Origin of the sequence: Shewanella sp. SP1S2-4 (genome assembly GCF_031932075.1) — a bacterium.
GTDB lineage: Bacteria > Pseudomonadota > Gammaproteobacteria > Enterobacterales > Shewanellaceae > Shewanella > Shewanella baltica.
This window is the reverse complement of sequence record NZ_JAUOET010000035.1, coordinates 21,830-42,961: the sequence shown is the minus strand read 5'-3', so window position 1 is coordinate 42,961 and position 21,132 is coordinate 21,830. Positions and strand designations below refer to the sequence as shown.

The window sequence follows — 21,132 nt, the reverse complement described above, 5'->3', positions numbered from 1 at the left end:
ATTTACTTACACTCATTACTCGACATAACAGTGCTACGGGAAACAGGTTGGATTGCCGTTTGATGAAACGAAATTTTACTTCATTTCTTTCGCAAAGAAGGCGCTGGCCTTTTTTAGAATTTCTTTCTCCATTCGTAATTCTTTGTTTTCTTTACGTAATCGTTTTAGCTCATCACGCTCAGACTCTTCTAAGGTGACACCTTGTTTCAGGGCTTGGTGTTTTTCCTTCCAGTTGTAAAGCAGGCTCGTGCTAACTCCAAGAGACTTTGCCGCATCGGCAACGCTATAACCTTGTTCTAGCACCATCAAGACAGCTTCATCTTTAAATGCCTGGGGATAACTCTTATGTGATTTCTTCAGACTCATATAGACCTCTTAATTTATTGACCATACTGTCTCAAAATTAAGTGTCCGATGGGATTAGACCAGAACACTATAGGTTTTTTCAAATAAAATTCAGAATCTTAAGCATAAATCACTTTAGCGCTGAGACATTTACTTGGCTAAAAATGGCCATTTGAGACACTTCCCTGCCCTCATTATTGTGCTGTCGCAGGGTTGTTGAGCGGCTGTTGTCTTATCAAATACTGGTTGATAACGGTGTACACGCTCAGATCTGCTCTGACAATTACCCGTTTTTCTGGCGACTCCGTCAGATTAGATTTGAGCTAAATTCTTTTCAGCCCACCGTTTGCGTAATACCAAACTGATAGAGGCAGCTAATTACCTGGCCAATCAATGGCACAAACTCATTCGTTATGTTGATGATGGCAGATTGAGTATTTATAATAATCGTGCTGAGCGAGCAGTAAAACCGTTTGTGATTGGCCGAAAAAATTGGTTATTCAGTCAGACAGCTAATGGGGCTAATGCCAGCGCCACGCTTTACAGCATTGTCGAAACCGCAAAGGTTAATGGCTTAGTGCCATTTGATTACATCATGGTTTGTCTTAATGAACTGTGCCAACCAGCACCGGATATCGACAGCCTGTTACCTTGGAATTTTAAAAGATAGGTGTAGTTGCCCAGACGCTTACTTTTCTCCAGTGCCGCCACATAGTGGCGCTGCACCGAATCGCGCACACGGCTGTTAGAGACTGAACACTTCTACTGGTCACGACTACCCAGGCTGCTGGACAAATTGCCCAGTTTTAGACAAGAAAAAGCCCCAGGAAATGGAGCTGATTGCAAAAGTGTTATGCCTATCTCTCGTCGTTAAACAGTTTTCATTATTAATAATGCGTTTTGTTTTACTTCTTTTATGATTTCATCTGGATCTATACCAGTTTTTTCTACTTTTCGACCGCTGGAGTCAACGGCGGTAACTCGATAAGCAAATCCGCCAACTCAAATTAATTGCCAATGGGCGCAGATTAACTAACAACGGGCTTGCATTCATTTTGGCGGACTCACATTAACTGCCATTAAACAGCCATGATCCAACAAGCTCGCAAAGAGTTGAGCTATGTAAAAGCTAACTTTACATTTTTGGCGCGTTGGGCTTTAGTCAATATCTGGATAAAAATGCCGTAATGGTTCCATTTGTTGATGAAGGATGCGAAGGATGTAGATCCCATAAGGCTGTTTTTTATAGAAAATCGCATGTTTATGATGATTATAACGTCGAAGTTCTTTAGCAATTTCAGGGCACTCATGCCCCATTAGAGGCTGCTCAGTGATTGCCAACAAAGCCTTATGCATACTTACTGTATAGTCATCCGCTTGCTTAACACCAAAGTTCAATAAGGTGTATTCAAAAATTCGCTCAAAGTCTTCGGCAGCAAGGTTGGAAAGTTTATACATTGTGCTTTTGTTTCACCATTGCAGCGATGTCATGAAGTGATAATGTGCATTCACCACTTTGCTCACCAGCTTCAATCGCCATTTTCAAAGCTATGGTCTGGTTTTCTTGTCTTTCTAATAGTCGTAAGGCAGAACGAACAACTTCGCTTGTCGAGCCGTAGCGACCTGACGAAATAAGCTGACCGACAAACTCATCTAACTGTGATCCGATAGTAACACTGGTTGTCCTTGACATGTTTACACCTATTTGTGTGAATAGTTAACACAGTAATAATATATGATGTTAGATACCAAATCAAAGTGTACTGGTCAACCCTGATCTGATCCGCTAACTTTGGACACTTAACTAAGCACTATTCTTCAGTTCAAAATTCTCAGGGCTTAAATAGCCAAGTGAACTATGCCTTCTGGTTTTGTTGTAATCAACTTCTATATACTCAAACACGGTTTTTCTCATGGTTTCTCGGTCCATGATTGGCTCGTATTGAATGGCCTCAACCTTCAGTGAATGGAAGAAGCTTTCTGCACAGGCATTGTCCCAGCAGCAGGCTTTGCGGCTCACTCTTTGGATAAGTTTATGTTTTTAAATCAGATTTAAATAAGCATGTGAACAATATTGGCTGCCTCGGTCGCTATGAACAATCACGTTTTTCGGGAATCTACGGCGGAACAGCGCCATTATCAGCGCGTCACAAGCCAGCTGAGCCGTCATACGATTACTCATCGACCAGCCAAAATCAATAAACACAAGGCCATCGTCAGTGAGTACCTCGCAGAACAATAGGCTGAGCGAGCTGGAAGCCTAGGTCAGAAATAAAGCCCATGAGTGTGGGCTTTGTTGTCTCTAGCAAAATCAAAATAGTGCCCGACAAATACAATCAATTCACGATTGATATATAGCTTAACTTTTCTTGGTAATTTCAACTGAAGAAAACGACACAGCTAAAACTTGACCGTCATCATCATAAACAGTCCATTCGTTATTGCTACTACTCGCTTTGCATAAGCTAAAGCCAACACTGCCACTTTCTTCAATGCTGGTACAGCCGTTGAATTTCAAAGTGTAAGTAGAACCCCTAAAGTCTTTAAACAAAAGCAATAAGATGTTATTTTCAAAGCTGTAATGCTCAATAATCCCATCAGCAATAAATAAGTCATTAAGTTTCATAATATTACTCCCACGGCCAGGCTGTTGTTTTTTCAGCTCCCGCATTCTCAAAAGCTTTTCGCATGTTTGCTTTAGGACTTGGTGCTTTTGCTGCGTCATAAATGTGACGATGTGGCAGAACATGTTGCCAAAAATTCTTGTTTAATAAATTAAGAGTTCCATTATGGCTTTGGAATACCTTAGAAATATCACCAATATGATTTTCAGAAACAATTAATCGTGTCGGCGACACTTCGTGGTACACTGCGCCATTTGGTCTGGTGTTGGTTCGTGCAGACTGTATCTGTTGTCGAATGATACCGCTGCTCTTAGATAACCGCCAAGTGCTTGCATAAAGCCCATAGCACGGGAAGCCATAAATATTTTCTTCTGATGAAATGTTTACAAACCCAAGTTACCAAAAATGTAAAAACTCACCAAAGTCGCTTAAGACGTTGGCAAATGAACCATAGCGCCACGTAGTGGCGTTCTAAATTTTAGCTTCTAAATCGCCTCTACCGCCATTTTTAGCACGACACTATCCTTTGGCATTAATGCAATACGAAACCCGACTCCGCTAAAAACTCGATTAATCAACTCAACACCGTTTTTACCTTTATCGCTTTCTATATCAGACAAGGCTTTACGGCTAACGCCAACCATTTTGGCATATTGATCCTGGCTCAGTGATAACAACTCAACTCGCAGCCATTTAAGTACTTGACCTTGAGTCTTTTTCCCCGAAAAGAGATCCAATGTAGCGGCTAATAGTAAATCTTCCCTATCTTTAAGGGTCAAAGGCTTTCGATTAACCGAAATTTTTTTTCGACCACCTCTGCCTTTTATTTCAGCCGAATCCGTTGCGACATTAGATGAAACCGTCATAATAGCCCCCACTGCTGCATTCTCGCTTCTAACGTGGCAAAACCAATTCCCGAATGCGCAAGAATCGATTCAGGCACACCCCGCTGACGTAAACGCTGCTCCAAACCAAGCAAACGCACGGCAGTTTCATTCAAAGCGCTCATTAACTCATTAGGCGACAATAAATCGGATAAATGTTCTGCAATTGCAGGAAAGTTATACACGCCACCTAACTCCATCTCCTCGCCCCAGGTAAAGGTCCGAGTGATCATCTCATAATCTGCTTTCATGGGCGCAAAATCATAAATGGGTGCCAGCTGGACGCGGTTTCCATACTTGATGAAAGAGGTATTTCGGCCATGATTATCTGAATTTCCAAAGGCAATATTTAATAAATCTCTTCGCACCCATTCAACCACAAACGCCTCAATGCCACTCTTGCCTTCAAGCTCAGCCCCAACGTCAAGTAACGTCCTGGTATTACCGTAGTTTTCTTTTTTATTAAACGCGGCCAAAAGCCGTCTAATCACATCAGCATGCAGCAAAGGCTTTGCTGTCGGCTCACCTAAAATGGCATAAACCGACTCCATGCCATAACTCACCATTGCTCCCGCCTCAACACCGTAATCAAAGCGTGGCAACCATAAAGAAGGGCCACGCTCAGCTTCAATAAGCTTCATCGACTCAACGGAAATAGTCTCAAAGCCCAATTGTGTAAGCTCATGATAAAAATGATACTCTGCTCGCAAAATATCGCTATCCAGAGTGGTTTTACCCCTTGGAAACTTAACTAAATAAGGCTGATCGAGATTACGTGGATCATCTTGAAAGGTATCAATCCAAACATCTTGATGCGCATTTAATCGCACTAATAACTTAGGTGCAGCCCCGCCTGCACCGGAGGCGCCACCTGCAGCAGCACCGCGAGACTGTGCATACTCAATAAAATCAATCTGCAACTCACTGACATCAGCGATACTAAAGGTAACAGGTAATGATCTTTTAGCCTTTTCAGGCACCGATTCTTTTATACGTAAGTTGCCAATTGGCGCGATAGTTCCATATTTCAACAATTGGAAATCCCGTTCCAAATTAGGCATATCCTGCAATCCAAGCCGCTTAACCCAATAATCCCGGCTGGAGCCTGCCGGCATAATATCTTCTAAAACACGATGCCAGTGAGGGCTTCGCAACGGGATATTATCAACGGGTAACGATACACTCACTGCAGTTTGCGCAAATTGATGGAAGTAAGACGTGACATGTTCGATCTCATAATTTAATACACATGGCCCGCCAGTGCCCTTCTCTGGCGCATAAAACCCCACCATAGCAACATCACGCCATTCTCCGGCAATGTTCATCTGCACCGTTAAAATTTGCATTACCTAACCCCTAAAAGCAGACGACAATTAATGAACGCTATAGCACTCAAAAATAGACAGAATAGCCAATTAATGCAACCTGTAACACTCAATAATTAAGAAACCTCGCAATTAATGACACCTGCAAAACGCAAAAATAGCCACACAATTAAAATAGGAGGAAAAGCAAAGACGCTGTTGACGGTTGACGGTTGACGGAACGCTCCTCGATGCCGCTAGCTGAGGTCTACATTAATCCGATACTCGAGGATGCAGATCAAGCCACTGTGGATAAAGGGTCAACTTCCCGCCCCTGCAGCGGCGATCGAAAAGTAACTTAATGATTACCGAACTGGCTCAAGTGAGGTTGACACGTTCCGTTCCCTTCCTGCAAATCAAACCTGTGCACAGTATTACTATGCGCTGTTGTGGCTAGTTGGGTTGCATGCACAGCAACAGGGCTGGGATAGGCATTTTCAGGCCAATACCATTGGGCATCGTACGGTACTCTCAACGATTCGCTTGGGGTTGGAAGTTCTCAGACGGCCGGATTATTAAATCACGGAGAAAGAGTTGTTGGCAGCCTGGGTATTATCAATCACATAACCTATTAAAACAAAGAGTGACAACTATCTTGAAAAACATCGGTTCGGTTCGGGCAGTGGTTGGTAAGTTTCGACCTAACTCAGTCAAGGTCAGCGTCTTGCTTTCAAGACGTGCCTTAGAGGCCAGCATCAAGCTGTTTAATCGTTATAGGTGAAGTTCTGGGCAGAATTGGTGTAAAGAATGTTGTAGGATATTGGCTTCGCGCATCTTGTTGTCCAAGTTTAGTTTTTGGCGAAACCATTTGATCATGCAACAAGATGCGCTTCCACCCTAATTTAATGATTTATTTGTAAATCATCAGGGGATTCCTCAGTACGAAACCAGCATAGGTTGAGATATTTTGAAAAAATCAAAGTTATATTTGTTGGTCATTTTTTTAATACTACCTAATTCTTTTACATTCGCCAAAGTCTATGACTGTGCAACCCCTGCAGTTTCACTCCATGATTCGATTGATCATAATATCCGATTGGTATATCAAGTTGATGATGCTATGTCAGATGAAGAGGCTGAGGCCTATACAACTGACTTTAATGAGTTCAAAAAATTTGATAAAAGAAAAGTCAAAACTGCTTCTTCGCCTTCATACCTAGATGCTGTAGGAAGACTTACTATTAAGACAAAAAAAGGGCATGTATCTCATTGTTCTGCATCCCTGGTATCTGGAACTCCTGGAGCTTCTTCAAATAAACTTGGCTCAGCCGCACACTGTATAAACGAATACGCCAATATTAAGGAAAAAATAGATAAACCAAAGAAAAAAGATATTGCAATTATAACGTGGGCAACAACTGTCAGAGGTCAGACAATAACAAAAAATGTAAAAATTCTAGATTTCGATTTTAAAACAGATCTAATGCTGCTTGAAATTGATTCTATAATTCCTTTTTCAAAAATTAAGCCACTACTTTTAGAAACAGAAATGGAATTTTCTCCAAAGGAATTGATTCTTACACAATATCCAACTCAAATTATCTCTGCTGGCTTTAACGCAGACTCTTATAGAGGTGAAGGTGGAAAAGTTCTTACCTACGATGACTCTATTGATGTCAAAAGAGTAGAAGTGGAAGACTTAACAAGAGGAGACAGTATTGTTCCAAAAACTGTAACTTATAGTGGAGCCAGTGGTGGCGCGCTTATCGCAAAAATGGATTTGACTGAAGAAGATGTTTCTAATCCTTATAATCAAATGTACCTTCTCGGTACACTTTATGGATTTTCAGGTATATATAATAGTTTGAATTATGTAGATAAAGATAACAACAAGGCTTTGGGAACAAATCGTCCAAGCTTTCGTGATTATACCTTATTAATTAGATTATATGAAAAGCATAATTAACTCAAAGCTTGGTACATACATACCTCACCCAGACAATACCGAGGTCAAATATCTGATCGTGTCCGTGTATTGGGATAAGTTAACCAGACGGTCAGTCTGCGATAAGAGCTACGATAACGTCACCCCCATTGAGCAGAAAAAAGTTTCATCTTATGAGCGAGCCAATAAAGAGACAATGTTACAACTATTGATGGCAAGGCAATGAGTTACACTGTGTTTTTAAAACGGCAACAATGGGTGTCAGTGTAGTTTGAAATAGACCTTGACCTCTATTATCAAAATGACATGAACGTGTCATTGTCATCCGCAAATGAGAAAAACCACTCTGAACCCTGTTAGTCGGGCTCTTTCGAGCAAGCCAAGTTTTCATCAAAATTATTTACGACCATATTTGCGTAATACTTCAGTGGCCCTTGTTTTAATTGTGCTGCCCAATGGCAGAATGATGTAGGGTAGTTTTGTTGAATAATATAGGATTCCAACATAGGAACCACGCGATAGCCTAGCTCAGGTTCTGACATATCAGCCATTTCGTCATCTATTGGTTCAGGCATATCCAGTGCCACATAAGGCAATACCTGAAGAGCTAACGCATCACCTTTTTGCAGTTGTTCGGCAATAATATCCAGTGCTGCATGTTCGCGGCTGTCCCGCGCCATAGCATACGCCAGTAGACGGCGATCTTCATCGTGATTAGATACCAATAAAATGCGATCCATATGCGTGGCTAACAGGCGCCAAGCATCACCAATATGGGGGCCACGCGCCGACGCCATCATCCGAGCAGTCAGATAGGGTCGTGTGGCAAATGCGCGGTGTAAAAAACTCATTTCTTGCGGCTGCTCAGGCCGCAGCCACTGGCTCATGTAGTTAAAGTAATCTTTCTGGATTATTCTGTGTGCTTCGAACAACCAAGCTTCATCTTGAGGGCTCAAATAGCTATAAGGTTGAGAGGATTTGTTGTTGTTATTATTATCGCTACAAGGAATCATCTCTTCACTCAGAAGCTCGTGCGGTGGGGTGAGCATCATCACAAGGTTTACATCCGGCCAGCCCGATTCACATGCCAGATTCAGAAACTCGCCTAATGCTTGCCTATCTTGGATTTGGCTCAAATCAAAAAGCGTTGATGTTTTTTGGCTGGGCGTGACATTGCTACAACCTATTAAGGCTAATGTTATTGGCAACAAAACTTTGAAGATACAGCTGCTTATAAAAAAATTTAACTGAAATTTTGGCATGGTTCCCTTTGTACTGAAGTTGTACTGTAGGATTTATCTAGCCCTTTTGCAGGCTAGGTATTTTTGTTCATAGCAACCGAGGTATCTAGTACTTTAACTGGTTAAATTTTCGCCTCTTTTGTTCGCTTTCCATGATACTGTGCATTCCCATGCTTTGTGAGCTTGTACTTGAGGATCAACGTCTAGTTATGAAAAGTCACAAGATTCGAGGGATACTTTATTGTTAATATTACCATTGGCTGTAGCTGCTTCTTTGGCATTTTTGTATGCAGAACCTTTAGTAACGCCTAGCGTAAGGTGTTTGAAGTCAGGTATCAACAAATGATAATGGCTTTTCGTATTAATACATACGTTTAAGGTAGCGATGTCTCATCAACCTAAATGCCTGACACCGCCATGTTTTTATATTGTAAAGTCAATTTCCAACATCAGTAAAAAATTTAAATAGGCGCACTTTAAAACAGGCAATCTGTTAAAAACTGGCCACATTGGCATTTATTCCGGGAAAAGGTCACACGCGGCCATCTTCTTTTTACCTCCCACTAACTGTTATACATGCCGGCATAGATTAGCAAAAAGATTACCGACGATATTAACAATCCAATCGCGAAAGATTTTATCTCAACTTTAAGGCATGGTCGTCCCCAGCGCATAAACCAATGTGGATAGTATTGTTTAAACCAGCGGCGAATGGGCGATGACGCCACCCGCATAACCTGCGGTTGAATTTGGCGATAGGGTTCCACTGTGCGATGAGGCGCTAAGTTTTGATTAAGCACAGCTAGCTCAATCGCACTGCGGCAACTGCCCAAGGTGGCGGTTCCGCCATTGTATTCACCCGGAAACGGCCAATTCTGCCGCACACGATGAAAATAGGCATCCAATTGCGTTAAAAACTCGGCTTGCTCTTCGCAGCTATTTTCGATAACCCATTGCTGTATGGTCGACACGGCAATCAGTGACTCTCGAACGTCATAGCCACTATTTTGCTCAATTTGCTCTTGCCGTTCGAGCGCCGCTAACGCGCGATGTTTCCACGCTGGGTATTGCATTATTGCTCCTTACTCAGGGGCTGCGATATCACTGAAGCATAGCGCAATGACGCAAATTGGGCGGAAATGCATCACAAAAATACAAAAAAAACATTTAAACAGCGTTAAATCACCGCTGAACGAAATTGCACGTTCTTAAAAATGTGCTAGGAACCGCCTTTCACAAGAAATCGTTATCCCGATACTCAAAAAAGAACAGTACTTGGTTTAGCGAGAATTGAAGCAAGAAAATTTATCCTCAATTTACAACGCTGCTGCGAAGCCAGTATCGACATAGCAAACCATATTAACCGCCAACAACAACTGGGTATCCCCCAAAGTAGCCGTGATAGCTTTACATTACTTTCACAAAATGAAATTATTAATCAGCAGCTTGCAGACAATTTAAAAAAAGATGGTTAGCCTAAGAAACATCGCAATACATGACTACCAAGAACTCAACCTCGATATCGTTGTGCATGTTGTACAGCATCATCTTGAGGATTTTGAGCAATTTATTGAAGTGATAAAATTTTGTCCAAGAATGCGTTATTGAATCACTCTAGCCTAAAGCCGCTTAAACAAGCCCTGAGGAGCTCATAGGGTTTTTTTTAATTAAATCAAACTATTAACACTGACTAGGCAAGCGTAATCGCGTGTGGAATATCCGTAGGATATGGGTTTCATCTTGTTTCACCCTGCGGTTGTCGCAAAGCGGCGTTCGTAGAAGCTAGAGCGAGTTTGCGAGCGTCCTAGGGCCGAAGGCCTCCTAGCAGCAGCGCTTTTTGCTGCGTCCTAGCAGTTGCGTACGACTGCATGGATGCAGGAGGTAGAATAAAGCAGGAGCAGTTATCGAGCAACGCCCTAGATTCTCGCGCGAAGCGCCCGCTTTATGCCGCTCTTACTGCATCTGCGATAAACTCGGCTTGAGTCTGTGTCATCAGATTATCGGTTGACTCCACCATCACTCGGATTAAGGGCTCTGTTCCGGATTTGCGCAACAACACTCGACCTTGGTTACCTAATACTTCCTCTGCAGTAATCACGGCCTGCTTAACACTCTCTAAAGCCAAAATGCTGTCGGCACTGCCAGAGGTTAAACGCACATTAATAAGTACCTGCGGCAATTTAGTCATCCCCGCTTTAAGTTCGGCTAAACGTTTACCTGACTCTAAAATGGCTTTAAGTACCTGTAAGGATGCAACAATACCATCACCCGTTGAAGCATGCTGCAAACTCAATATATGTCCTGAACCCTCACCGCCCAATTGCCAGCCAGTCGCTTTAAGCTGTTCAACTACGTAGCGGTCGCCTACTTTGGCACGAACAAAAGGAATTTCCATCTGCTTAAGCGCAAGCTCTAAGCCAAGATTTGACATTAAGGTACCAACCACGCCACCTGTCATTTCACCTTTGCTGTGGGCTGCCTGGGCAAGAATAAATAAAATCTCATCACCATCAACCACATGGCCATTATGATCGACAAACATAACACGGTCAGCATCACCATCGAGCGCAATCCCTAAATCAGCTTCATGCACCATAACCGCAGTTTGCAAACTATCTAAATGTGTCGCGCCGCAGTGATCATTAATATTCACGCCGTTAGGCTTATCATTGATGCTAATCACTTCAGCACCAAGTTCACGGAAAACATTAGGCACGATATGGTATGCAGCACCATGGGCACTATCGACAACAATCTTCAATCCCGCTAGAGACAAATGATTTGGAAAAGTGCCTTTGCAGAACTCAATATAACGACCAGCAGCATCATCGATACGGCGCACTTTACCCAGCTTTTCCGAGGCAACACACTGCATAGCATTCTGGTTAAGCGCCTTTTCTAACAAGGCTTCGATTTCAAGTTCTTGGGTATCATTTAACTTAGTGCCGGAATTAGAAAAGAACTTAATGCCATTATCATAAAATGGATTGTGCGATGCGCTGATCACTACCCCTGCGTCAGCACGAAATGTAGAGGCTAAATAAGCCACCGCGGGTGTCGGCATAGGGCCAATGAGCGCAACATTCACGCCCGCAGCAGAAAACCCCGCTTCCATAGCCGACTCAAGCATATAACCACTACTACGGGTATCTTTACCAATAAGCACTTCTTTAGTGCCCGTGGACGCAAGCACAGTGCCAGCAGCCCAACCTAACTTCATCGCGAAATCCGGGGTAATAGGGAAAGTACCAACTTTGCCACGCACACCGTCAGTTCCAAAATACTTCCTAGACATACTTCATCCTTAAAAATAGCAATAAACGAAAAAAGCCAAATCAGAACTGATTTGGCTTTTTAAAAAACTTAAACTAAGAAACCAAAGTGACTACTTTAGCTTTAACATCAGTAATTTTTGATGATTTCTTTTGCTGCCACACTAGATCACAAATACCATCTGTTGGTGCAAACCCCGTAGGTGCAGTGAGCAAAATCTCACGAATTGCCTCGTGGTTAAACTCATGACAAGCTTTATCCAAGCGATTAAGAATTTGCTCTAATTGGACCCAAGGCAGGAATATCTCATTAGCAGTCATAATACGCTCATGATCTGTCCCTGTTACATCATCACCAATAAGTAATTCTTCGTAGAGTTTTTCACCAGGGCGCAGACCACTAAACTCGATTGCTATGTCACCATTTGGATGAACTTCATCTTTCACATCAAAACCACTGAGACGAATCATTTTTTCAGCTAAATCGACAATTTTGACAGACTTGCCCATATCCAGCACAAATACATCACCACCTTTACCCATAGCCCCCGCTTGAATAACCAGTTGGGATGCTTCTGGAATAGTCATAAAAAAACGGGTGATTTCTGGGTGAGTAACAGTAACCGGACCGCCATTGGCAATCTGTTTGCGAAATAATGGTACAACAGAGCCAGAAGAACCCAGTACATTACCAAAACGCACCATACAAAAACGCGTTTGGTGTTCTTCTTTGGATAATGCTTGCAAAGCCAGTTCAGCCATACGTTTAGTGGTACCCATCACATTTGTGGGCCGCACGGCTTTATCGGTAGATACCAACACAAAGGTTTCAACTTTTGCGGCAATTGCAGCTCTAGCAGTATACAAGGTTCCAAAAACGTTATTGCGGACACCTTCAACCACATTGTGCTCAACTAAAGGCACATGTTTGTATGCCGCAGCGTGATAAACAGTTTGCACATTAAAGGCTTGCATTACCGCTTGTACACGATTTTCACGCTGTACAGACCCCATAATAGGTAGAATTTCTACATTTAAATTAAGTTCTTGGGCTGTAGCGATAAGTTCTCTTTCAATTGAGTAAAGTGCAAATTCTGATAACTCAAATAGCACTAGCTTTTTAGGTGACTGCTTTAAAATCTGCCGGCATAATTCAGAGCCAATTGACCCCCCTGCTCCAGTCACCATCACCACTTTATTTTTAATATTGGCAGTCAACAGATTTTGCCTCGGAGTTACCGAATCACGCCCCAGCAAATCTTCAATCTCAACTTCTTTTACGTCACTAAATAACTTATCCCCACTAACAAGATCTGCCATAGCGGGTAAGGTCATCACTTTTACCGTAAGTGGTTCAAGCAGATTGATAATCTCTTGTCTACGTGAACGCGAAGCACTAGGCATAGCTAGCAAAACACGTGCAGTGGCTTTTTGCTTAATTAACTTACGTAGTTCCTGCGGTGCATGTACATGCAAGCCTTGTATAGCAGTACCTTGTAAGGTTTCATCATCATCAACAAAGGCAATAGGATGATACTCATGGCTTTGCGCAAGGGCAATTGCCGTTTGGCGGCCGCTAACGCCTGCACCATAAATCACCACGGGCTCACCGCGACGATTCATTCCCGCCCCAACTAAAGACCGCATAAGCGAGCGCGCCCCGCCAACAAACACTAACGCAAAAGCAGCATAAATAAAGGGAACTGTACGAGGTAAATCAACACCGCCATAATAGGCAAGTAAAACAAGAGCTACAGTTGAAATACCAACACCCGCAACAATTGCAGTAAACGCTTGCGAGCCAATATAACGAAGTACAGCGCGATACAACCCTAACCATACAAACGCCGCAATACTCACTGGAATTGTTAAAGCAATAAGCCCCCAGTATTGGATATTGACTAGTACTGCCAAGTGATCAACACGAACCACCAAGGCAAACCAAAAGGCAAACAGCAGAAAAACAGAGTCAATTGCTACACTGACAACACGCTTTTGCGACCGTTTTAACGAAAATAAAAACTGCAAAAATTCCATCTTTTGCTCCAATGACATGTTATTCATAATTTAACCAACTACAATGTCGTTGACTCGACACTACCCGATATATCAGGACCCCATTATAGCACCCAGTATGGATTTAAAATGCAAAACAGCACGTAATCTAGAAGGGATACAACATTTCACGGCATTAACTTTAAAAAAATTCAAACTTAGTGTTAACAAGTGGGATAAAACATAGCTATCTAGAAGCACCGTTCCCCACCGGCAGAGTAAAACACGCGATTAGACCAAGCAAAATCAAACAATCCTGCGATAGCATTAACCTCATGCGCCCAATGCAATTCGATACTGCTGCGAGAACTCTGCAATCTACAAGACTAGTAAGTAGGCTCTTTCATCAACTGAGATCATCTGCGGGGGAAAATGTCTTTGAATACTCATGTTTCACTTGCCTAAATAAAATCCCCCTGAGGCAGTTATCCAAATCAGATAAAGTAGCGAGGAAACGGTAAATATCTAGCGTTAGTTTCAGAATAAAGAGGCCATATAGGCCTACTTTAATCTCCAAAAACATGCAAAATTACTATAACTTCTAGCTTGCATCAACTCAAATTGAGTTTGAGCGCTTGCACTCACTTCCGATGAACAATTTTGAAAATTGTTTTGAAGATAATCTTGATGTCTTTTAATACGCTATTATTTCTCACATAATTAACATAATACTGTTGTTTAATAGGAAGAATTTGTTCAATGTAAGCCTTTCTAGAATCACTATATTTCGCTAAAATTTCATTTTCATCAACCATTTCGATTGAAGCAAGATCTGTAATTCCAGGCCTCACCGATAGAACTTCACGTTTAAGCTCACTTGGGTAACAGTCAATAAACTCTTGTACTTCCGGTCTAGGGCCTACCAAACTCATATTCCCCACAAAGACATCAATAAGTTGTGGCAATTCATCTATTTTAGACTTACGTAAAAATTGACCCGAGCGGGTCACTCTTGGATCGCTACCGACGGTTAATCGCCCGACAGACTCTGAATTTAGCCCCATAGTACGAAACTTATGAATACGGAACGGGACGCCATTTAGGCCAACTCTAACTTGACGAAAAAAAACGGGCCCATTAGAGTCCAGTTTTATCCATACTGCAATAATCAAAAATAACGGGATAAGTACAAATATCCCAAGTGATGCACATACAACGTCAAACAATCTTTTAGCCATTTGAAAGCACCAATTTAACAGCAGAAACAACGCGTACTAGATCGTCATCAGTCATCTTTGTGTACAATGGTAAACTAACCTCAGATTCAAAAATACCTTGTGCTACAGGGAACATTTCAGGAGTTAAGTTATAAGTATCACGCCAATACGGATGTAAATGTAAGGGTATAAAATGTACTGAACAGCCTATTCCATTCTCAGACATTTTTTCAATAAAAAGATCCCGTGAAATATTCGCTTCAGCTTTCAATCTAATGGGATATAAATGCCATGCATGTGAACATCTTTCAGAAGGCAACGCCGGCAATTCAATTGGTAAATCTTTAAGTGCATCATTATAGAAATTAGCCATTTCTTGACGCTTAATTTGAAAAGCTGGCAATTTCTTAAGTTGATGAATGCCAATAGACGCTGCAATATCCGGCATATTATACTTATAACCAGGCGCAACAATTTCGTAAGACCATGCTGGCTTCGTTGAAGTATAGCGATCGAATGCATCACGACTAATACCATGTAATCGCATTATCTTGCATCGCTTAGCAATTGCTGGATCTGCAGTTACAACCATACCACCTTCACCAGTTGTCATGGTTTTATTAGCATAGAAGCTAAAGACTGTAACATCACTGCTTAAGGTGCCTATCAATTTACCGTTATAGAGTGTCGGTAATGCATGAGCAGCATCCTCAATAACCTTAATACCGTATTCTTTCGCGACGGATATAATTGGATCCATATCACAGGCTAAGCCAGCAAAATGCACAGGAATAACAGCTTTTGTGCGTTCAGTGATTGCTTGTTCAAAACTTTTACTTGTCATGTTAAAGGTCGTAGGGTCTACATCAACCATGATAGGTGTCGCCCCTAAATAACGCACAATTTCTGCAGTCGCAGTAAAAGTATAAGTAGGAACAATTACTTCATCACCAGTGCCAACACCGACAGCTTCGAGAGCAAGATGAAGTCCAGATGTAGCAGAGTTTACAGCTATTGATTCAAGCCCTTTTAACCCCAAAAAATCAGTAAACTCTTCTTCGAAACGCTTGGCCTTTGGACCAGTAGTCACCCAACCAGAACGAAGTGAATCAATAACTTCATTAATTTCTTCTTCACCTATTTCAGGCAGCGCAAAGGGTAAAAAATTTCTAGACATTACAGCCTCTTAAATTATTTTCTTAATAAAACGGAGCATAACTCTATTGCCTGACTGGCAGAATTCAGAGTCTTGGATATATTGTAACTTCTTATAAAAATTAACGACTCTCTCATTGCCAAACTTATCAGTTATTAAGTAAACATATTCAAGCTTACTTCTTTGGCTAACTTGGAATTCGTAATCTTCTAGTAAAACTTTACCTATCGATTTTCCAGTACAACTCGGATCAACAGCAATACTGCTTAACAATGCAGCAGATTCCAGCGACTCGATAGGATCCCCTTTATAAAAAAGCGCATGATAAAGTTTCTTTATAACTACAGCAGGATTGAGCATAAGCCCAGGTATCGCAGCTCTCAAAAAACTGAGCCATTTATCACGCCGAAGCTCAGCAAAAAAAGTTTCTGGAGTTGTAGTACCAGCAGAAAAACCAATAACTTCTCCATCAGCAATTGCAACCCTCAATATCCCATCATTTTTAAATAGAAAACCTTCATATAGCCTTGTTAAAAATCCACGGCCTAGAGTTGTCAAGAAAAAACCTTGGAAGGCATTTATATGAACTTCCACTATTTTTGATATATCTTCTTGCGTTGCATCTCTTATGATCATTTTTTTTCTACAGCCATATTTAACACACTATCGAGCTTCGCGTAATTAATTGACATCGACATATTCTTTAAATAGAAATCACGCGCATTATTCCCCATATCACCCCACTGCTCACGTTTTAATAACAGCTTTTTGATCGCTAATATGATAGAGTTAACATCGCCTGGTTCAGCAGTCACCCCAGCATTTGCAGACTCTAATAATGCGTTAGTTTCACCACCAACTGCCATTAATATAGGTTTTCCCATCGCTAAGGATGATTGAGTTTTAGACGGTATCGTTATTTTGAATAATGGTGCATCACGTAAATGAACTACTAAAATATCTGCTTCTGACAGTACTGCAAAAATCTTGTTAGGAGGTACATAATCTTTAATATCAACATTGGCAATGTTAAGCTCAAGAATATATTTTTGAAGGTCATGCTTTTCAACGCCACCACCAATCAAAGTCAACTGAACGTCATCTCGATTAAAAGTAGAAACAGCATCTATCAATGTCTTTAATGACTGAGCGGCTCCCATATTTCCGGCATAAAATATATGGGCGGGCTTTGTCGTCAAGTGATTAATTTGGCATTGTTGCACTAATACTTTGTCAATTAACTTCTCTTCAGGGCACCAGTTGTAAACGACAGTCACCTTATCAGGTCTAACGCCCCTATCTATTAAGGCAGCTTTATAACCTTGAGATAAAACAATCACCTGCGATGCACTCCGGTAAATAACATCGCACCACTTACCAATTAATTTTACAATAAAGCTTTTCTTATTCATCCCTGTTGCAATCAATGCATCAGGCCATAAGTCTTGCACATCAGTAATATAAGGTGTCCCACGTATTACCCGCATCGCAATACCAATTAAACCTGTCGTAGACTGTGGGTGATAGGTATAAACTAGATCTGCTTTTTTACCAAGCAAAGCAGCGAATAACGCCATAAAAGTAAAGCTTAAATAACTTGTCGCTCTGGACAGTTTTGATTTTGAGTGAGAAATATGCGACCAAAGGCGAGTAATCTTAACGCCACCGGACAGTTCAGTACTTTTAAACTTAACACTATAACCATCAAATACTCTGCCAGTAGGGTAATTAGGGAAAGTTGTTAATACTTCGACTTCATGCCCCTGATTAACCCAATGTTTCATCAGTTCCAAACCTTTAATTGAGTACTCAGGGTCAAACAACTGGCTGATAAACAGAATCCGCATTAATACATCTTCCAAACAACACGGTTAATATAATCGGTATAAGAATGAATTATTCGCACAACTTTGTCTGAAACATTTGGCATGCTGTAATCTTGAACTCTTCTTAGCAATCTTTCATCACCACTAGGTTGAGACTCTAAAATATTCAAAGCTTGCATAACACGCTCAACCGCAAGACCGACCATCATAACCGATGCTTCTTCCATACCCTCTGGTCGCTCATGCGCCTCGCGTAAATTTAACGCAGGGAAATTCATGATTGAAGATTCTTCGTTAATAGTGCCGCTATCAGAAAGCACAGCTTTTGCATTTTTTTGCAGGTGATTGTAATCATGGAAACCAAGTGGTTTCAATAATTGAATGTTTGGGTGAAACTCTAACCCTTGTACCTCAATTCGATTACGAGTACGTGGGTGTGTTGAGACAATGACAGGCAGATTGTAATGCTCAGCAACCCGATTTAACGTTTCTGCTAACTTAGTTAGTTGTTTAGGAGAATCGACATTCTCTTCACGATGCGCGCTAACGACAAAGAATTGACCTTTCTGTAAACCTAAACGAGCAAGAACATCAGATCCATCTATTTGAGTCATATAGTGATTTAACACCTCAAACATAGGACTACCGGTTTTAATGACACGATCTGCAGGTAAACCTTCAGCTAACAAATAGTCACGGGCAATAGTGCTGTACGTAAGATTAATATCGGACGTGTGGTCGACAATACGACGATTGGTCTCTTCAGGTACTCGTTGGTCAAAGCATCGATTACCTGCTTCCATATGGAAAATCGGCACCTTACGACGTTTTGCAGGAATAGCAGAGAGACAAGAGTTAGTATCACCAAGCACAAGCATCGCTTCTGGTTGCACCTCTTCAAGAACTTGATCAACTTTAATTATCACTTGCCCGATGGTTTCTGCAGCATTCTTACCTGCCGCATTCAAGAAATAATCCGGTTTTCGTACGCCTAAATCGTCAAAAAACACTTGATTGAGCTCAAAATCGTAGTTTTGCCCCGTATGAACCAAAATGTGTTCACAGTGCTCATCCAATTTTGCTAATACACGGGACAAACGGATAATTTCAGGGCGCGTACCAACGACAGACATGACTTTTAATTTTTTCATTTTGCTTTCTCTAGAATAATTATAATGGCTTGGCAAACGTATCGGGAGCCTCACGATCAAAGATCTCATTAGCCCACAGCATTACGATCATTTCTTCATCACCAATATTAGTTATGTCATGTGACCAACCAGGAACCGTTTCAACTATTCGAGGAGAGCGACTCTCAGTTTGCAACTCATAACGCTCACCAGTCGCAATATGTTCAAATTTGAAGAGTGCTTTTCCCTTAACTACAAGAAACTTCTCGTTTTTTGTATGATGGTAATGACCGCCACGAGTAATACCAGGGTGAGCAGTAAAGAACGAAAATTGTCCAGCATCTTTAGTTTTTAGCATTTCACTAAAAACACCACGCTCATCACCATAGCTAGGAATGGCATAACTAAATTGTGCTGGTGACATATAGCTAAGGTAAGTGGAATAAAGTGCTCTACACAAACCAGAACCCACATTTTCAGTGATCAAACTATCACGACTATCTTTAAACGCACCTAATAGATCGGCAACCTCACCCACTGTGGTTAGATACTCTGGCAATACACGCTTAAAACCGCTACCTGAGGAACCGTCGAGAAGCGAAACTAAACTATGACAAACATCGTCAATGTAAACCAAAGTTACTGGAGCCGAGGGATCATTAATACTGATATCTAAATCATTAAGCGTGTTGTAACAAAAAGTGGCCACAAAAGAATTGTAGTTTGGACGACACCATTTACCAAAAACATTCGGAAATCGGTAAATATAATAAGAGACGTCTGTATTTATACCATATTGTTCAACCGCTTGCTCTGCTAAACGCTTACTTTGCCCATAAGCGTTATCACGTTCGGCTTGCGTAGAAGAGCTAATAACCAAGGGCACTGGTTTATCAAACTGTTTCAGTTGCTCAGTAATAAAGCATGTTAAGTCTGCATTCCCTTGTTGAAACTCTGTTTCATCTTTTGGGCGATTGATACCAGCTAAATGATAAACAAAGTCAGCTTCGCTGAGAAACTGTGCAAGCTCTTCTCGAGATGTTTCACGATCGACTTCCACAATGTCTTGATGGCCATGCTCACGCAGCATGACACAGAGGTTTTTACCAATAAAACCTTTTGCACCAGTGACAACAATTTTCATTTACACACCCTCGGGAACTACTAGGCTGCCGGCCTCAATATCTGCGATGAAATCCAGCTTATGAAGCAGCTTGACCATGCCATCCACATCTAAACGCTCAGTATTGTGTGAATTGTAATCTTCAATAACAGACAAATCTTTTTCGCCTTCCTCATTGTACTTAGAGTAATTGAGGTCGCGATTGTCAGACGGAATTCGGTAATAACCGCCTTGGTCTTCAGCGACAAACATTTCTTCACGGCTACATAAAGCTTCATAGAGCTTCTCACCATGACGGGTACCAATGATATTAACTTGATGATTAGGTTTATCAGTGATTTTTAGCAATGCTTTTACAAGAACATCAATCGTAGCAGCGGGGGCTTTTTGCACAAAAATATCACCATTCGAACCATGTTCAAAGGCATGTAAAACGAGATCAACAGCATCATTCAACGTCATCATAAAGCGAGTCATATTGGGATCCGTGACTGTGATAGCTTGATCATTAATGATTTGACGTAAGAACAACGGAATAACAGAACCACGTGATGCCATGACGTTACCGTAACGCGTTGCACTGATCACTGTTTTTGCAGGATCAACATTACGAGATTTAGCCACTATCACCTTTTCCATCATAGCCTTAGAAATACCCATGGCATTAATTGGATAAACCGCTTTATCGGTACTTAAACACACCACTCGCTTAACTTGGTTAGCAATAGCGGCCTCTAAAACATTTTCGGTGCCAAGCACATTGGTTTTAACCGCTTCCATTGGGTAAAACTCACAACTCGGCACCTGCTTTAACGCCGCAGCATGATAAATAAAATCCACGCCACGAGTAGCATTTAATATACTGTTATAATCTCGCACATCACCGATATAAAATTTAAGCTTAGGATGATTGTATTTTTTGCGCATATCATCTTGCTTTTTTTCATCCCGACTGAAAATACGAATTTCAGCAATATCAGTATCGAGGAAACGATTCAATACAGCGTTACCAAAAGAACCTGTACCGCCGGTAATAAGCAAAATTTTATCGTTAAACATAAAAAGACCTT

General features: G+C 41.4%; 18 protein-coding genes and 6 pseudogenes. 4 read left to right on the top strand and 20 right to left on the bottom strand.

Annotation, left to right across the window (positions count from 1 at the left end):
• Positions 1–366: pseudogene (locus Q4Q52_RS20500) on the bottom strand (transposase); the annotation flags it as partial.
• 331 nt (positions 367–697) lie between these two features.
• On the opposite strand from Q4Q52_RS20500, the pseudogene Q4Q52_RS20495 reads away from it, so the two are divergent.
• A pseudogene (locus tag Q4Q52_RS20495) lies at positions 698–1,015 on the top strand (transposase); the annotation flags it as partial.
• A gap of 488 nt (positions 1,016–1,503) precedes the next feature.
• On the opposite strand, the gene Q4Q52_RS20490 reads toward Q4Q52_RS20495, so the two are convergent.
• From Q4Q52_RS20490 to Q4Q52_RS20460, 7 genes and pseudogenes are all read right to left on the bottom strand, one after another.
• Positions 1,504–1,803: a type II toxin-antitoxin system RelE/ParE family toxin gene (locus Q4Q52_RS20490; RefSeq protein WP_311991520.1), complete on the bottom strand. Its 300-nt coding sequence runs from the start codon at positions 1,801–1,803 to the stop codon at positions 1,504–1,506.
• Entirely contained in the window at positions 1,796–2,038 is a 243-nt protein-coding gene (locus tag Q4Q52_RS20485; protein ID WP_311991519.1) for a type II toxin-antitoxin system ParD family antitoxin, read from the bottom strand. Before Q4Q52_RS20485 ends, Q4Q52_RS20490 begins: the two co-directional genes overlap by 8 nt.
• 111 nt (positions 2,039–2,149) lie before the next feature.
• A pseudogene (locus tag Q4Q52_RS20480) lies at positions 2,150–2,536 on the bottom strand (IS3 family transposase); the annotation flags it as partial.
• A gap of 168 nt (positions 2,537–2,704) precedes the next feature.
• Positions 2,705–2,971 (bottom strand): hypothetical protein, encoded by a 267-nt coding sequence (locus tag Q4Q52_RS20475; protein WP_311991518.1) that lies wholly within the window; start codon positions 2,969–2,971, stop codon positions 2,705–2,707.
• A 4-nt stretch (positions 2,972–2,975) separates the two neighbouring features.
• Positions 2,976–3,215: a hypothetical protein gene (locus Q4Q52_RS20470; RefSeq protein ID WP_311991517.1), complete on the bottom strand. Its 240-nt coding sequence runs from the start codon at positions 3,213–3,215 to the stop codon at positions 2,976–2,978.
• Between the two features lie 239 nt (positions 3,216–3,454).
• On the bottom strand, positions 3,455–3,835 hold the full coding sequence (locus tag Q4Q52_RS20465; protein ID WP_311991516.1) for a helix-turn-helix transcriptional regulator: 381 nt from the start codon (positions 3,833–3,835) through the stop codon (positions 3,455–3,457).
• Complete coding sequence (locus Q4Q52_RS20460) at positions 3,832–5,199, bottom strand: HipA domain-containing protein (RefSeq protein ID WP_311991515.1); 1,368 nt, start codon at positions 5,197–5,199, stop codon at positions 3,832–3,834. Before Q4Q52_RS20460 ends, Q4Q52_RS20465 begins: the two co-directional genes overlap by 4 nt.
• Before the next feature lie 408 nt (positions 5,200–5,607).
• Between Q4Q52_RS20460 and Q4Q52_RS20455 the strand changes: the two are divergent.
• A pseudogene (locus Q4Q52_RS20455) lies at positions 5,608–5,733 on the top strand (IS4 family transposase); the annotation flags it as partial.
• A gap of 93 nt (positions 5,734–5,826) precedes the next feature.
• Here Q4Q52_RS20455 and Q4Q52_RS20450 read toward each other — a convergent pair.
• Positions 5,827–5,991 (bottom strand): annotated as a pseudogene (locus tag Q4Q52_RS20450) (IS4 family transposase); the annotation flags it as partial.
• Positions 5,992–6,124: 133 nt separating this feature from the next.
• Between Q4Q52_RS20450 and Q4Q52_RS20445 the strand changes: the two are divergent.
• The gene (locus Q4Q52_RS20445; protein WP_311991514.1) at positions 6,125–7,123 is read left to right on the top strand and encodes a hypothetical protein; all 999 of its coding nucleotides are present in this window, start codon (positions 6,125–6,127) and stop codon (positions 7,121–7,123) included.
• A gap of 335 nt (positions 7,124–7,458) precedes the next feature.
• On the opposite strand, the gene Q4Q52_RS20440 is transcribed toward Q4Q52_RS20445, so the two are convergent.
• Positions 7,459–8,238 carry a hypothetical protein gene (locus Q4Q52_RS20440; RefSeq protein ID WP_311991513.1) on the bottom strand — a complete coding sequence of 260 codons (780 nt, stop codon included), beginning with the start codon at positions 8,236–8,238 and terminating at the stop codon, positions 7,459–7,461.
• Between the two features lie 668 nt (positions 8,239–8,906).
• Positions 8,907–9,416: a hypothetical protein gene (locus tag Q4Q52_RS20435; RefSeq protein ID WP_311991512.1), complete on the bottom strand. Its 510-nt coding sequence runs from the start codon at positions 9,414–9,416 to the stop codon at positions 8,907–8,909.
• A gap of 234 nt (positions 9,417–9,650) precedes the next feature.
• Here Q4Q52_RS20435 and hepT point away from each other — a divergent pair.
• Positions 9,651–9,951, top strand: a pseudogene (hepT, locus tag Q4Q52_RS20430) (type VII toxin-antitoxin system HepT family RNase toxin); the annotation flags it as partial.
• 334 nt (positions 9,952–10,285) lie between these two features.
• Here the strand turns inward: hepT and glmM are convergent.
• The 9 genes from glmM to Q4Q52_RS20385 all read right to left on the bottom strand — a co-directional run bounded on the left by glmM (position 10,286) and on the right by Q4Q52_RS20385 (position 21,121).
• A complete protein-coding gene (glmM, locus tag Q4Q52_RS20425; protein ID WP_311991511.1) occupies positions 10,286–11,638 on the bottom strand; it encodes a phosphoglucosamine mutase in 1,353 nt (450 codons plus the stop codon).
• Between the two features lie 73 nt (positions 11,639–11,711).
• Positions 11,712–13,652, bottom strand: a complete 1,941-nt coding sequence (locus Q4Q52_RS20420) for a nucleoside-diphosphate sugar epimerase/dehydratase (protein WP_311991510.1) — start codon at positions 13,650–13,652, stop codon at positions 11,712–11,714.
• Between the two features lie 599 nt (positions 13,653–14,251).
• A complete protein-coding gene (locus Q4Q52_RS20415; protein ID WP_115334241.1) occupies positions 14,252–14,848 on the bottom strand; it encodes a sugar transferase in 597 nt (198 codons plus the stop codon).
• Positions 14,841–16,004, bottom strand: a complete 1,164-nt coding sequence (locus Q4Q52_RS20410; RefSeq protein WP_311991509.1) for a DegT/DnrJ/EryC1/StrS family aminotransferase — start codon at positions 16,002–16,004, stop codon at positions 14,841–14,843. Before Q4Q52_RS20410 ends, Q4Q52_RS20415 begins: the two co-directional genes overlap by 8 nt.
• A gap of 9 nt (positions 16,005–16,013) precedes the next feature.
• Positions 16,014–16,619 (bottom strand): GNAT family N-acetyltransferase, encoded by a 606-nt coding sequence (locus tag Q4Q52_RS20405; RefSeq protein ID WP_311991508.1) that lies wholly within the window; start codon positions 16,617–16,619, stop codon positions 16,014–16,016.
• Positions 16,616–17,830: a glycosyltransferase family 4 protein gene (locus tag Q4Q52_RS20400; protein ID WP_311991507.1), complete on the bottom strand. Its 1,215-nt coding sequence runs from the start codon at positions 17,828–17,830 to the stop codon at positions 16,616–16,618. The genes Q4Q52_RS20405 and Q4Q52_RS20400 overlap by 4 nt, the downstream gene beginning before the upstream one ends.
• Positions 17,830–18,960: a non-hydrolyzing UDP-N-acetylglucosamine 2-epimerase gene (gene wecB / locus Q4Q52_RS20395; RefSeq protein WP_311991506.1), complete on the bottom strand. Its 1,131-nt coding sequence runs from the start codon at positions 18,958–18,960 to the stop codon at positions 17,830–17,832. Before wecB ends, Q4Q52_RS20400 begins: the two co-directional genes overlap by 1 nt.
• Before the next feature lie 19 nt (positions 18,961–18,979).
• The gene (wbjC, locus tag Q4Q52_RS20390) at positions 18,980–20,083 is read right to left on the bottom strand and encodes a UDP-2-acetamido-2,6-beta-L-arabino-hexul-4-ose reductase (RefSeq protein ID WP_311991505.1); all 1,104 of its coding nucleotides are present in this window, start codon (positions 20,081–20,083) and stop codon (positions 18,980–18,982) included.
• On the bottom strand, positions 20,084–21,121 hold the full coding sequence (locus Q4Q52_RS20385; RefSeq protein ID WP_311991504.1) for a polysaccharide biosynthesis protein: 1,038 nt from the start codon (positions 21,119–21,121) through the stop codon (positions 20,084–20,086).
• Positions 21,122–21,132 lie beyond the last annotated feature (11 nt).